At 65.7% G+C, this 13,487-nt stretch carries 13 protein-coding genes and 1 pseudogene; 6 read left to right on the top strand and 8 right to left on the bottom strand.

Annotated features, from left to right (window positions below; all coding sequences use genetic code 11):
- Positions 1-229: 229 nt before the first annotated feature.
- The gene (locus ACV7NQ_RS32430) at positions 230-1,033 is read right to left on the bottom strand and encodes an SDR family NAD(P)-dependent oxidoreductase (protein ID WP_463363043.1); all 804 of its coding nucleotides are present in this window, start codon (positions 1,031-1,033) and stop codon (positions 230-232) included.
- 86 nt (positions 1,034-1,119) lie between these two features.
- Here ACV7NQ_RS32430 and ACV7NQ_RS32425 point away from each other — a divergent pair, with 86 nt between their 5' ends.
- On the top strand, positions 1,120-1,968 hold the full coding sequence (locus tag ACV7NQ_RS32425; RefSeq protein WP_463363042.1) for a helix-turn-helix transcriptional regulator: 849 nt from the start codon (positions 1,120-1,122) through the stop codon (positions 1,966-1,968).
- Between the two features lie 126 nt (positions 1,969-2,094).
- Here ACV7NQ_RS32425 and ACV7NQ_RS32420 read toward each other — a convergent pair whose 3' ends face one another.
- Both ACV7NQ_RS32420 and ACV7NQ_RS32415 read right to left on the bottom strand, forming a co-directional pair.
- Positions 2,095-2,283: an antitoxin VbhA family protein gene (locus tag ACV7NQ_RS32420; RefSeq protein WP_463365905.1), complete on the bottom strand. Its 189-nt coding sequence runs from the start codon at positions 2,281-2,283 to the stop codon at positions 2,095-2,097.
- Between the two features lie 64 nt (positions 2,284-2,347).
- Positions 2,348-3,466: a Fic family protein gene (locus tag ACV7NQ_RS32415; RefSeq protein WP_463363041.1), complete on the bottom strand. Its 1,119-nt coding sequence runs from the start codon at positions 3,464-3,466 to the stop codon at positions 2,348-2,350.
- A 93-nt stretch (positions 3,467-3,559) separates the two neighbouring features.
- On the opposite strand from ACV7NQ_RS32415, the gene ACV7NQ_RS32410 reads away from it, so the two are divergent.
- On the top strand, positions 3,560-3,988 hold the full coding sequence (locus tag ACV7NQ_RS32410; RefSeq protein WP_463363040.1) for a hypothetical protein: 429 nt from the start codon (positions 3,560-3,562) through the stop codon (positions 3,986-3,988).
- A gap of 226 nt (positions 3,989-4,214) precedes the next feature.
- Here ACV7NQ_RS32410 and ACV7NQ_RS32405 read toward each other — a convergent pair.
- Positions 4,215-5,684, bottom strand: a pseudogene (locus ACV7NQ_RS32405) (HNH endonuclease signature motif containing protein).
- Positions 5,685-5,980: 296 nt separating this feature from the next.
- Here ACV7NQ_RS32405 and ACV7NQ_RS32400 point away from each other — a divergent pair.
- A complete protein-coding gene (locus tag ACV7NQ_RS32400) occupies positions 5,981-7,507 on the top strand; it encodes a TDT family transporter (RefSeq protein WP_463363039.1) in 1,527 nt (508 codons plus the stop codon).
- 742 nt (positions 7,508-8,249) lie between these two features.
- On the opposite strand, the gene ACV7NQ_RS32395 is transcribed toward ACV7NQ_RS32400, so the two are convergent.
- The gene (locus tag ACV7NQ_RS32395) at positions 8,250-8,438 is read right to left on the bottom strand and encodes an alpha/beta fold hydrolase (protein WP_463365904.1); all 189 of its coding nucleotides are present in this window, start codon (positions 8,436-8,438) and stop codon (positions 8,250-8,252) included.
- An 84-nt stretch (positions 8,439-8,522) separates the two neighbouring features.
- Between ACV7NQ_RS32395 and ACV7NQ_RS32390 the strand changes: the two genes are divergently transcribed.
- Positions 8,523-8,804 carry an alpha/beta fold hydrolase gene (locus tag ACV7NQ_RS32390; RefSeq protein ID WP_463366126.1) on the top strand — a complete coding sequence of 94 codons (282 nt, stop codon included), beginning with the start codon at positions 8,523-8,525 and terminating at the stop codon, positions 8,802-8,804.
- 127 nt (positions 8,805-8,931) lie between these two features.
- Here the strand turns inward: ACV7NQ_RS32390 and ACV7NQ_RS32385 are convergent, their stop codons facing one another.
- A complete protein-coding gene (locus ACV7NQ_RS32385; protein WP_463363038.1) occupies positions 8,932-9,879 on the bottom strand; it encodes an ADP-ribosylglycohydrolase family protein in 948 nt (315 codons plus the stop codon).
- Positions 9,880-10,317: 438 nt separating this feature from the next.
- On the opposite strand from ACV7NQ_RS32385, the gene ACV7NQ_RS32380 reads away from it, so the two are divergent.
- Positions 10,318-11,223, top strand: a complete 906-nt coding sequence (locus tag ACV7NQ_RS32380; protein ID WP_463363037.1) for an ADP-ribosylglycohydrolase family protein — start codon at positions 10,318-10,320, stop codon at positions 11,221-11,223.
- A 115-nt stretch (positions 11,224-11,338) separates the two neighbouring features.
- Here ACV7NQ_RS32380 and ACV7NQ_RS32375 read toward each other — a convergent pair whose 3' ends face one another.
- A complete protein-coding gene (locus tag ACV7NQ_RS32375) occupies positions 11,339-11,662 on the bottom strand; it encodes a hypothetical protein (RefSeq protein WP_463363036.1) in 324 nt (107 codons plus the stop codon).
- Positions 11,663-12,057: 395 nt separating this feature from the next.
- On the opposite strand from ACV7NQ_RS32375, the gene ACV7NQ_RS32370 reads away from it, so the two are divergent.
- Positions 12,058-12,450: a hypothetical protein gene (locus ACV7NQ_RS32370; RefSeq protein WP_463363035.1), complete on the top strand. Its 393-nt coding sequence runs from the start codon at positions 12,058-12,060 to the stop codon at positions 12,448-12,450.
- Between the two features lie 337 nt (positions 12,451-12,787).
- On the opposite strand, the gene ACV7NQ_RS32365 is transcribed toward ACV7NQ_RS32370, so the two are convergent.
- A complete protein-coding gene (locus tag ACV7NQ_RS32365; RefSeq protein WP_463361334.1) occupies positions 12,788-13,414 on the bottom strand; it encodes an NAD(P)-dependent oxidoreductase in 627 nt (208 codons plus the stop codon).
- Positions 13,415-13,487: the final 73 nt, after the last annotated feature.

Raw genomic sequence — 13,487 nt, 5'->3', positions numbered from 1 at the left:
GATCGGTGGTGTGCCGGTCGAGCCTGGTCAGTATTTCTTCCAGTTCGGAGGTGGTGAACTTCCACTGGAATGGCTGTGCTGTGGCGTTGTAGCGGTCTTCGAAGGCTCGGAGCCGGTCCCGGACCTCGCTGAGATCGGTGAAGTCGATGGGTTGGACGACCTTGTGCTGGAGGGCCGAGGGGCTCTGAGAGGGGCGGCGTACTGCGGCGCCCGGGCGCGCAGTTGCGTCTCACACCGTGATGCCTCCGTCGACGGGCAGGATCGCTCCGGTGATGTACGAGGCGCGGTCGCTCAGCAGCCAGGCGGCCGCTTCGGCGACTTCGTCGGGGTCGGCGGCGCGTCGCAGGGGGGTGCGGGCGTTGAGCTGCTCGACGATGGCGGGCTCCCGGATGGCCCACTGCCGCATCATGGCGGTCATGGTTGTGCCGGGAGCGATGGCGTTGATGCGGATGCCTTCCGGCCCGTACTCGGCGGCGGCGGTCTCGGTGAGGCTGTTGACCGCCCGCTTGGCGGCGGAGTAGGCACCCAGTCCCGGGTTGCCCATCAGACTGCCGACGCTGCTGTTGTTGACGATCGCGCCAGTCCCGGACGTCCGGCGGATCGCCCGGACCTCAGCCGCCATCGCCAGCCAGACGCCTTTGTAGTTGATCGAGGTGACGAGGTCGAAGTCGCCTTCGGGCACGTCGGTGAGGGACGCGAGGGGGATGGCGGTGCCGGCGTTGTTGAAGGCGACGTCCAGCCGTCCATGGCGCTGCACTGCTGCGTCGACCGCGTTCTGGACGCTCACGGCGTCGGCCAGGTCGGTCACCACGTAGCTGGCGGTGCCGCCGGCCTTACGGATTTCCTCGGCCACGTCGCCCAGTTCGGATTCGGTCCGCGAAGCCAGTACGACCATTGCGCCTTCCCGGGCGAACAGCCGTGCCGCGGCGGCGCCGATGCCTCGTCCGCCGCCGGTGATCAGTGCGACCTTGTCCGCCAGGAGGCCGCCAGGAGCGCGGTCCGGGCGGCTGTTCGGTGTCGTTGCATTGCTCATGCCCACAGCCTGTGGCAGTTCCGCCGGGCCAGCCAGGCACTGCCGGTACCTGGCCGGCCCGCGTGGACGGCGGAACACTGGGCGGTGTGGACAAACCTGAACTGGCGGCCTTCCTGCGCAGCAGGCGCGAACAGTTGCAGCCCTCGCATGTGGGACTGCCGACCGGACCACGACGGCGCACGCCCGGTCTGCGCAGGGAGGAGGTCGCCCAGCTCGCCCACATCTCGACCGAGTACTACACCCGCCTGGAACAGGCCCGCAGTCCCCACCCCTCCCGGCGCGTGCTGGCGGGCATCGTGCGTGCTCTGCGCCTGTCCGACACGGAACGCGACCACCTCTACCACCTCGCAGGTGAGCCCCCCGGCCCGCAGCCCGGCCCGCCCCGCGAGGTGCGGCAGAGCATCCTGGACCTCATCGACCGCCTGCCACAGGCCGCTGCCATCGTGCTCGACGCGACGTACGAAGTGATCGCCTGGAACGCCCTGGCCGCCGCGCTCCTGGAGGACTTCTCCGCGCTGGCACCACGCGAGCGCAACCTCATCCGGCGCCACTTCCTGCACTCCGACCCGGCACAGCGGCATTACGGCCTGTCCGGCGAGGAAGCGTTCGGCCTGTTCGCCGCCGGCCACCTGCGCGCCGCAGCGGCCCGCTACCCCGACGACCCAGGGATCCACGCTCTCGTTGACGAACTGGTGAGTGGCAGCGACGAGTTCGCCCGCCTGTGGGCCTCACATCATGTGCGGACCGCCCGCCACCTCCACAAAACGATCCACCACCCGCTGGTCGGACCGATCACGCTGAACTGCGATGTCCTTGTCGTCCCCGACCAGGACCAGCACGTGGTCATCTTCACCGCCGAACCCGGCTCCCCCTCCGACCAGGCCCTGCAACTCCTCTCCGTCCTCGGCACCCAGAACATGGATATCCACACATAGGCCACCCCAGCCGCTGCGTCCGATCTTCGATGGGGACCCGGCAACATCGGACTGCCACAGCGTGAAGCCCCACGTCAAACCCCGAAGGACTTCCAGGCTCGACCACTTGGCCTCGTTCAGGTAAGGCTATCGGGTGAGACCGTGCAAGCGCCCAACGCGCTCACGCATCTGAGCTGTGCTGATCTTGCCCTGCGCCCACTCCTCGGGGATCGCTTCGGCGTCCGAACCGGGTGAAAGCCCTTCGGCCCGAACCGAAGCCGCCGCTTGACGGACCGAATACGCACGTTCCGCGGTCGCCTCTTCGAATACCGGCATCATCACCGCCTCGGCTATGCGATGGACCCATCCCAGGCGGACCCGACTCGGCCGCGTCCGCGGTTCATGGCTGAACCAGTTCGTAGGATGTGCTGCGCCCGCCGGAGTCTGATCGGCGTAACGCGCCCAGCTCGAGCAATTCGTTGATGTCCCGAAGCGCGGTGTCCTGGGAGGATTTCGTGATGAGCGCCCACTTGCGTGTGGTGAGTTTGCCGCTGAATCCGTCCAGGAGTCGGTTGAGCATGGCGATCTGGCGGGCGTTCATCGTGGTCTGCCCCCAGTGACGCCAGAACTTGGCCTTCGTCAGGACCGTGTCTACGGTGCTGTCGGCGTGGGAGATCGCGCGTTGCAGTGCGCCGAGGAACCAGAGCAGCCACTCGGTGACGTCGAGCGTGCCCTTTTGGGTGCGCTCCAAAACGGAGTAATAGGCGCTTCGGTCCCGCTGAATCTGTGCCGAGAGACTATAGAAGCGTCGCGAGCTGCCATCGGCCCGCGCCAGCCACAGGTCGCCCAGTGCTCGACCGATACGCCCGTTGCCATCGTCGAAGGGGTGAACGGTCACGAACCACAGATGCGCCAGACCGGCTTTCACGATCGCAGGCTCTGTGGCATCGCGGTTGAACCAGTCCAGGAACCGGCGCATTTCGGCGTCGAGCCGGTCGGCTGGCGGCGCCTCGAAGTGCACCCGCTGCCTGCCATAGGGGCCGGATATCACTTGCATCGGTCCGGTGGCGTCGGTGCGCCAAGCACCGACGCGCACGCGGGAGATACCCGAATATCCAACGGGAAACAGCCCGGCATGCCAGCCGAAGAGCCGTCCAGTCGTAACCAGCTGATCGTGGTGGATCGTCGCGTCGAGGACCATCTCCACGACGCCGTCCACGTGCCGGTCGGCCGGAACAGTGGCGCCGATGTCCATGCCGAGATGACGCGCGATGGAGGAACGGACCGACGCGGCGTCGAGCAGTTCGCCCTCGATCTCGCTGGTTTTGACCACGTCCGCGGTGAGGGCGGCGAGGCCGGCCTGCTCCTGCACCGCGTCGTCGCAGTCGGCGAGCCTGCCGAGCAAGTGTCCCTGCTGGTGGGCGACCTCGGCTATCGAGCCGGCCAGGCGGGCAGCATCGTATCTCAGGTCGGGCCAATCAGGGCGCTCCCAGATATACGTGCGATATCCATCCGCCATGCGGCGATTGTAGCCCTTATTCACCGCAGAATATGCGGCGAATAAACCTGGCAGCGCGAACTCTTCCGATACATCCGAGGTAGTGCGGATGTTATGGGTGCTGCCTACGGCGTGGTTCCCTTCAGCGACTTACTGCATAAGCACGCGGTCACCGCGAAGCTTTCGGACGACGTGCGCGCATTGCGGCTGCGTCGCCGGGATGCCGATGATCTGGCACTCATGCGAGTAGCGCAGATGGATGCTGAAGGCATGGTCGTCGATTTCACCGCGCGACTGCTCCCGGGTCTGGTCCGCCGCCTGGGAGTAGAGGCCGTGCGGGATGTTCTGCCCGGCGCTGTTCCCTGGGTTATTTTCCTTCCGGTAAGGGACCTCGATCAGTTCCTCGACGAATTGGTCGCGGTAGCGCCGGGTGCGGCCGCCTTGGAGAACCTCGCTCCACTGGCCACGCTGTTGACACAGTGGCGGCACACGGCAGAGATCCGTGCCGACCCGGCGCTGTTGGCGATTCTGACCCGCGAATAGCTTGGCTCTTGCTCCTTGCCCAATGGTCGCGATCGTGAAGAACATTCGAACGGCAGCCGTTCCCACCGATGTGCGGGCCTCGAGCCCGGAACGGATCGCCACCTAGACACGTCGGGGCGAGGCGGGTCCAGCCGTGCCGGTCGGCATCGCCGATACGAGTGTCAGTCGGGTTCGTTTATCACCCGGGTTGTTTGTCAGGTGGGTTGTTTGTCGGGTGGGTTGTTTGTCACCCGGGTTGTTTGTCGGGTGGGTGGTGTTGGGGCGCAAGGTATTCACTCGGATGGTGAAAATGGTTGATCCGAGGCGTTTGTTTCGAGTCGATAATCTCGGGTGGGATCCACTGCGTACGGCCGGGAGTCGGATGGTCGGCGGGTGCGGGGACGGTACTCCACTGCGTGTCGCTGCTGCCGATGAGCCGGTGATGCGGTTCGCACGCGAAAGTCAGCCGGTCGGCGTCGGTGCCGCCGCCGTGCGCCCATTCGTCACGGTGATGTGTTTGGCAGAGGTATCCGGGTTTGCTGCATCCCGGGTGAGTACAGCCGATATCGCGGGCATGCAGGATGATTCGCTGATCAGCCGACGCGATGCGTTTGGTCCGACCCAGATACAACGGCCGCCCGTCACAGTCATCGAAGATGGCGAGGTAGTGGTAAGCGTGGGCAGCCATCCGGATCAGGTCATGCATCGGCAGCAAACTCCCACCACCAGTGACCACCGGTGGACCGGAAACCAACAACCGGTCCGAACCACCAGCCGGATCCGCTTACCCGACAGCATCTTCCAAATCCTGCAACGACGTGGTGGCCACCACCGACACCGGTAGTCCACGATGCTGCCCCAGATCCCCGGAGGCGAGCATCGCACGCACCACGGTCTTGAGAGCGTCGTGCTGGCGTTGCCCGGCGCTGCGGGTGTCACGTTGCGCGGCATCGGGATCGGGATCTCCATCGACCTGCCCGATGGCGTCCTCAGGGCTGCACATGCCGGGTTTGGCAAGTTTCGCGAAACTCGCCTCCAGGTAGGCCCGCAGTTCCGGATCGGCGATGAGGGTGCATCTGCTCATCAGGTCCGGTCCTTGCCGCCCCATCGTGAAGCTACGCCGCCGGGCACGGTCGATTTCGTTGAAGACTCCGTCGGGATTGATGATCGCATCAACCCGTTGCGCGACCTTCTTCAACTGGTCGGGCCGTAAAACTCGGGCGTACGCGGCGAGTTCGACCTCGGCTTGCGCGCGGGTAGCGGCATCGACACATGAGGGTAGGTGATGGAAGAAATCCTGCAACACCCGCACATGCGCAACCCCGATCGCTCCGTCGCATTGGGCGGCCGCGGTCGCCGGCAGTTCGGGTTCGAGGACCTCACCATCGAAGTTGATGCGGTGCGCCAACTCCCGCGCCGCACGACACCGCGCCCGCGCTTCGCCAGGGCTGACCCGCAACCCGTCAACGAGAGTGTCGGAAACCGTCACGGTCGCGAAATCACTGTTGCTCCACTGCTGATCGATCTGCGCCACCAACTCCAACCCAAGCCCGGGCAACGCCCGCACCATCGCCTCCACACGCGCCAACACGTGTAGCCGATCCGTATTACCCAGATTGCCGGTCCGTACCTTCATAATCTGCGTGAGCCCGGCTTCGAGCGTGCACAACGCCGCCTCCACCGACGGATCGGCGATAGCAGCGGCATTCGAAACCATGTTCGAATTCTACGCCGAAATCCCTTGCCGGTCATGCCTTTTCGCATTCCGCACCACGCCGGTCCGCGGCCATCTTCGACCTCACCGAAGGGCATATATCGGCCCCCTGGGTCTTCGGTTCTTCCCGCACCAGCTTCAGCCATAGATCCCGCACCTGCCCAAGGTTGGCGTGCACGACTATCCGTTCCAGCAAAACCCGCCGCCAGCGCATCTCCCAGCCACCTCGCCGAACTGTTTGCTGGCTAGTTGCTTGACCCGAGTGCTGTCTCGAGATGTGATATCCGGATGGCGCAACGATGTGGCAGGATCTCCCGCCCGCGGCAGGCTCGTTCGTCATGGCCACCGCAAGCGTGTCGGTCGGCCTGCATCTCACCGGTTTCGAAGTCGCTTCCTGGATCGCACTCGCCCTCGCCACGACGGTCTGGATCCTGCTCGCGGGCAACTTCGCATCGCGGCTGCTGTGGCATCGGTCCCGCTGGGAATCCGAGGCCTATACCCCGGCGGCGTTGACCGGTGTCGCCGCCACCACCGTGCTCGGCACCCGCATGTCGCTGCTCGGCTGGCACGCGGCGGCGGCCGCCATGCTGGTGCCGGTGAGGGGTTGTGGACCGATAAATCCGGTGGCTGTTCGGGCTCGGCGGCTCTATGGTCGCGTCATGCCGGTGCTCGGGCGTGATGATGATGCGGACGACCTGGGGTCCGCTGAATCGTCGTGGGCGGAGCCGAGCACGTTGCTCGGGATGATCCAGCGTGGGCGAGGAGCTTGCTACGGCAAGGCGCATGCGCAGCGTGCGATGGCGGGCGACTTTGTGGTCGACTGCATCGTTCACGATCCTCGATGGGACCACCAGGTCGAGGAACGCAGTTGGCTATACGCGACTCTCGTCGTCGACTTGGGGGTCGAGCTTTCTCGATTGCGTGCGGCGTATGCCGGACCGCTGGACACCGGCGGAGACTCCGACGCCTGGCTCGCTACAGGCGTTTTCGAGCGGCTTGCCCGTCGCGGTGTCGGTGGCAGCGTCACCGAGCTGCGGTACTACCTTCGCTCGGGGCGGGACCTCGAACAGGCGCTCGACTCCCTGATTTCGTTCATCGACCACCCTGAAGCCGAGGGGTTGCTCGATGACGTGCTGGAGGTCGCCGATGACGAACAGCTGCGGTCCACCATCGGTTGGCTCAGCAACTTGTCCGCGCCGCCTTGGCCGGACTGGAGGCGGGCGAGCGCGCGCATCGAGCGGGTCGCCGCAGCGGCCGAACGGTCTCGGCCAGCAGGCGGCCGATCGGCGTTTGATCGCGCCGCACGGGACTCGGCGGAACGCGAACGGGTGTTGCGAGCGGCGGCCGAGTCGAACCTCATCACGGCAATATCGGGGCTCGAGCTGACCGACGAGCGTTGGGAGACGACCCTTTTGGGCATCGCGACGGACATGCTTCAGGGTGAGGATCGCCCGCCCGCCGTGCGGGTCGCGGTGCGGAGATGCCTTGGCAAACTACGCTCACCTCAAGCACTGGCTTGGGCCAGGGCGAACACCGCCCTCGACGGCTACGCTGGGTCCGCGGCACTGTCCCTGATCGCTGACATCGCCGAAACGTCCGACGCTCCTTGGCTGCTCGAGCTCCTAGCGGAGGCAGTCGCCCGAGGGCAACGGCTACATCTATGCGCAGTGCGACCTGGTCGACGGACTCGCCCGCCTGGGCCACGTCGCCAGTATCGCGGCTGTCGAGGATGTCTTCGACAACACCGTCTACTCGTATCTCCGCGAACGGTGCGCCGCGGCGTTGAGCCGTCTTGCAGCGGATTTCGCCGACGGGCGGGCAGTTGAATGCCTCGACGACTGCGAGTCCGGGACGCGGGCAATTGCCATCGCCCACGCGAACATGTTGGTTCCCGAGGTCCGTGAGCGAATCGGTCGGATCGCTGACGACCTGACCGAGGAAGACACCAACCGTCGAGCCGCCACGACTCGAACCATGCGGCGGCGCTGAGACACCTCAGCGGTGAAGCACGCTCGTCCTGCACCGCAACCCTGGAAGTGGTATCGAAATTCGTGAGGAATGACGTCACCCGCACGGTCGGTCGGAGGTTCGCGCGGGGCGGTGTAGATCGTCATGGCTGTAGCTGGCCAATGCGCGGCGGCTGAGGCCTGCCGTGGTTGTCGGCGCCGGGTTTCTGGGTGGACGTGGTGTGAGGTGGCGCCGGGTCTTGTTATGCCGGGATCGTGCGATGGGGACGTATCGGCGAAGACGTTTTCGAATGGTCCTTCATGCAAGCCGGGGGAGCGATGGACACCGGTGTCGCCACCTGGCAGCTGCTGCAGGCGCACGGCAAACTGACGCCGCAGGTGACCTACAACGTCGTCGACAGCGGATTCAATCCGAACGCGACTTCCCGTCGAACGCTGAGATTCGCAAGACCGACTGGGGTGACACCACGCTCGGGTTGGCACTCACGATCAGCGACACCGCTCCCGCGCTTGCCAGCGCGATGGTGACCGCTGCGGCGACAATCATCTTCCTCATGCAGGTGAGAGCCGAGACCTCACCTCCACCAACACAAACCTGATGTCACTTAACGGACACGAACTTCGACATCTCCGCGACGAGGTCGGCCCAGACATACTTGGGCAGGTCATGACCCATTCGTGGGTAGCTGACGAGCCGGGAACCGCGAATCGCCTTGGCCAGTGCCTTGGACCCGCTCGGCCGCATAATGGGATCGTCCTCCCCGTAGACGATCAGCGTGGGAGCCTGGATCTTCGTCAGGTCGAGGTTGCCTTTGGTGCCGCGCCCGGCCGCCGGCTGACCCCTGGCACCGAACTCGCCGATGACGAGTTCGCAATGGTCATGGCGTGCTTGAAGTTCCGGATGGGCATGCCGTGGGAGCAGCCGCTCACCGACCAGCAGTTGGACGCCATCACCGCGCCGATGCTGGTGCTCTTCGGCGCCGAGACGGTGGCCAATGACCCCGAGATCGCGGCGGCCCGGATCCGGAAGCACATTCCGTCGGCGGACATCGAGATCTATCCGGGCATCGGACACGATGTGCTCTGGGCAAATCCCGACCAGGTGATTCCGCGCTTCCTGGACTTCGTCGGCAACCACGATCAGGTCCAAGCCTAAGCAGGTAGGTCGGATGGCGCACTGTAATGCCGCGTTCCGGCCGTACGGCCAGGCCACGATAAGACGGCTGGCCGGACGGCCCGCATACCTCCACCATTGCCGATGACCAGCGAGATCGACCGGTTGGTTATCCTTCCGACGCGCCGGATAACCATCGTCGAACGCGGCCGCGCCGTCGTGTTCGGCGGACCGGGGTGAACCAACCGGGCAAGGGTTCTCGCGCGGCAAGCCACGTCTGCGGCACCCCGACGATCGAACCGGAGCGGCTGCCGGTGTAGGCGGCGACGATCCCGCCGACGATGGCACTGGTGGTGTCGATATCCCCGTCTGCCGCAATACATGTGGTAATCGCGGCCGGGTAGTCGTCCAGATGCTTTGCCGCGACCCACATCGTGAACGGCACCGTGTTCTGCGCGGTGACCAGAGATCCGTTGCCGAGTTCATCCGCGGCCTCCTCGGCGGAGACTCCGAGCAGAGTGCGAGCACGGCGAATCAGTCGGCTCGTATCACCGTCGTCGAGGCGATCCAGGACCGTGGTAATGAATTCCGTTGGTGTGGGCCGAGTCCCGATCAGGCGGGCATGAGCGGCCTGACCGGCCGCAAGTGCCACCGCGACCGCGCCGAGGACCCCTTCGGGATGCAGATGCGTCACCTGCGCTGACCGGACTGCTTCGGCGGCAACTCTTTCCGGATCCCCGGCATAAAAGGCACCCAGCGGGGCGACCCGCATGGCCGCACCGTTGCCACAGGAACCCTGGTGATCGAACACGGCTCCGGCCGCCTCCCGCCAGTGGACGCCGTCCCGGATTCGACGCAATGTGCCGACCGCTAAGAAGCCGTAGTCACGGCGCGGGTCGAACCGTCGCGCAAAGGCGGCGGCAAGCCGATCCTGGTCGATCCCACCGTGACTGCAGAGTTCGGCAACTACGGTGCATGCCATTTCGGTGTCGTCGGTCCACCCCCACGGTCCGGCCGGGAGATTGCCTGCCCCAAGATCCGGAATAGACCGCCTCATGATGGGGAATTCCGCACCCAACGCATCCCCCACAGACAGCCCATCGAGTGAATCGAGCATCAAGTCAACATGCATCGCGTCCGATGGTAGCCATGCCAAAAGGCGGCGCCAACGGCGGCCCGGGTCGGAAATGACCGATCACCGCAGCGCGCGTCGACCACCGGGCAAGCTCGACCGACGTAGGTGCAGGCGACGGTCATGCCGATGTGAGGACAGTCCCGTCGCCATCCTGCACACCGACAGCAGCATGACCGTCGAACACTGACTACAGTCCGCGCCGAACATCGGCTCACGCTGCTGATCGCGCTGACACGCAGGGCTCGTCGCGATCGCCAGACGGGCGGGCTTCCGAGGCGTGATCGGCGGCACTTGGTTTCGTCTACCGGCACGCCAGTCGACCGCGGCGTCATACGGCGGAATGCAGCTGTGGACCGTTGTGCCGCTTGCTCTTGCCGAGTGTTGCGGTAGCTGGTTGCGGTTGGCATTATTGGCTACCGTATGCCGTTGGTTTCCGATACCGCTTATAACAGCCTCGAGGGTTTGTCCGTCGGTGATGCGCTGGGTGCTCAGTTCTTTGTGCCCGGCCGCTCCGTAGCTGATCTGCTCGCCGGGCGACCGCCAGCAGCTCCGTGGCAGTGGACTGACGACGCCGAGATGGCCTGTTCGGTGTATTCGGAAGTCCGCAGCCGCGGCTGCGTCGAGCGGGACGCGCTCGCGGCCGTATTCGCCGATCGCTGCGAACCTTATCGTGGCTACGGCGGCGGCACAGTCGTTGTGCTGCACGAGATTCGCGACGGGCGGCCCTGGGATGAAGCGGCAGGCGCTGTTTTCGACGGTCGCGGGTCGTGGGGAAACGGAGCTGCGATGCGGGTCGCCCCGCTCGGGGCGTACTTCGCCGGAGACCCGGGCCGAGCGGCAGCGCAGGCCGCGCTGTCGGCCGAGGTCACCCATCGGCATCCGGAAGCGATCGTGGGTGCCATGGCGGTCGCCGCCGCGGCGAGCCACGCTGCGGCGACTCGCGGAAAGGGCTGTGCACCAAGCGAATTACTGCACGTGGTTGAGCCGTATCTGGTCGATGGTCGGACCGCGAACGGTGTACGGCGAGCCCGGAAGCTACTCGGCCGATCGGTAGCCGAAGCAGCTTACGAGCTCGGCAACGGCGCACAGGTCAGCGCCCAGGACACGGTGCCGTTCACCCTGTGGGCAGCCGCTACCTTTCTCGATGATTATCCGGCCGCCGTCACCGCGTGCGTCGAGGCCGGTGGGGATGTGGACACGACGGCCGCGATCGTCGGTGGAATCGTGGCAGCACACACAGGGGTCGGGAGTCGAGGCAAGATACGCGGGATACCGGAGCAGTGGCTGTCGGCGCGTGAACCTCTGCCCGCCTGGGCGACAGATTGATGCCAATCATCAGCGAACGGCGGTAATGCCGCTTACCGGCCTATCAGCGAGTGTCTGGGTCCATGATCATGGCTGGCACCAGTAGCAGGACGCCCTCAAACCCTGGTGACATCGGTCATGGATCTTCATCACCGATCCCCACTTCGCCACCAAAGCCGAACGGGTGCTTGACCTGTATGCCCGCATCTGGAATGGAAAACCATTGGGTGCAGACGATTACGTGATTTCTGCCGATGAGAAGACCTCCATCCAGGCCCGCTGCCGATGCCATCGCACGCTCCCGCCCGGCCGCTCCCGCACGCTGCGGGTCAACCACACCTACAAGCGGCGTGGCGCTATCGCCTACCTGGCCGCCTACGACGTGCACCGCGCGGAAGTCTCCGGTCGTTGCGAGGACACCACCGGCATCAACGCGTTCCGGCCGCTCGACGTTGCCCATCCTCTTCTTCGGAGGGAATCCCGGCCTTCAGGCGGGGAGGGAATCCGATCTTGACCCCTGCGGTGCGGAGCGCCGTAGCATCGCTCCGGAATGCTGCCTGATCTTTCCTAGTCACCTGAGCTGAGGCGGCGTCTGCTGCCTGGGAGGATGTCCACGTGCCTGTTCCCCACCCCCCGGAGGGGGTCGACCCCCTGAGATGTACTCCGAGGTTGTCGGCCAGCGTTCCCTCCGACGAAGCGTCGAGATATCACCGAGGGCGGCTACCCACCGGTGAGATCGCCCCCACATGGGGAAGCGTGACGGCGTCGAGGACGGGCGAAGTCGGCGTGGCGAAGTCGGCGTTTCGCGAGGATACTGAGGACGTAGCGCCCACCTCATCCCCAGGAGCACCTGCGATGCCAACCAACGGGCCTTTCGGCATCGATCCGGAAGATTTCGAACGCGCACTGCGTGGGGCGGGAACCGAGCTCCGCGACCTGCTCGGGAAAGCCAGCGTGTACCTGGATCGCGTAGATCACGCGAGCGTCAGTTCACTGGCGTCGCTGCTCGGTCAGTTCGTCCAACCGCAACGGCCACGTCCACCGAAACCCGAGGGCGAGACCACCGGTGAGACCGGCAGCGGGGTGTGGGCGATCTACAGCATCGATGACATCGGCGAGGCTAGGGTTGACCAGGTCTTTCCGAGCGAGCTCGAGGCCTTACGCGCGCATCGCTATAACACCGATGATCGCCGTCGGGTGCGGTTTCTGCCCTATGGGGTTCCGGCAAGTGTGTTGGATGTGCCCTGACGGCGCTGACTCGCTCCACGAGTAGCAGGTCAGGCGGAGACAGATGGGCCAGCATCGCTTCCAGCTCCACACAGTGTCGTAAAATGATCGTGTTTTCAACACACGACTGGCGGACGAGGCGGGCAGCGATCCCGACGACTGGTCGGCAACCTCTACCACTTTCACACCGGGGGCCGGCCCCGGCAGTGCCCGATGTCCAGCAGCAGGTTGAGGTCGATCTGCCGTAGGAGACCGAGGGTGGGCCCGGCTTCCCCCCGTCGCTGCCGTACTGGCGTTCCGCTTGGGCGTCGGGGACGGTCTCTCCGCGTGCTGCATGTCCTACAGTGCGGTTCGGGCGCTATCCGGCAATCTCGACCCGCTGCCGGTAGGTGGCCGGCTCCGCCAAGTTCCGTACGATCCAGTCCGCGACGTCGGCCCGCACCGCCGTGGCCGCCTTGCCGAGATGGCCGCCCACCGATACCTGGTACGTGTACGTCGGCTCGCCGTCCTTGAGCATCGGCGCGCGCAGGATCGTCCAATCGAGCCCCGAGTCGGCCACCACCGCCTCCATCCGGGCCAGGTCGGCGTGGATTTCGCCGTAGACGCGCGATGCCACCAGCCGGGTGACCTGGCGCTGGAAGAACGGCAGTTGGTCGGTGGACAGGCCCGCCGACGACATGACAATCAGCCGCCTCGTCCCAGCCGTCCCTGCTGCGGCGACTACGTTGCCGAGGCCCTCGGAGAACACCGTGGTCGCGCCGCGCCCGCGCACGCCCAGTGCCACCACGACCGCGTTCTGCCCCGGCATAGCCGCCGCCAGATCGGCCGAATCGCGCACGTCGCCGCGCACCGCGGTCAGGCCGGGGCGTGTGGTCACCCGGCTCGGGTCGCGGGCCAGTGCGGTGACGGTGTGGCCCTCACGCAGTGCCCGTTCGGCCAGCAGGCCGCCAGTGCGGCCCGCGGCACCCACCACCAGAACATTCATGAGCTCACCTCTCCGTCGTCCGGTGCGTATAGCGCGACCGGAGTCGAAATTTATTTAGTCACCGGACATGTGA

Source organism: Nocardia sp. Tas62D01, assembly GCF_055232035.1.
Note: the sequence above shows the minus strand (reverse complement) of the source record. Positions and strands in the feature narration are given on the sequence as shown.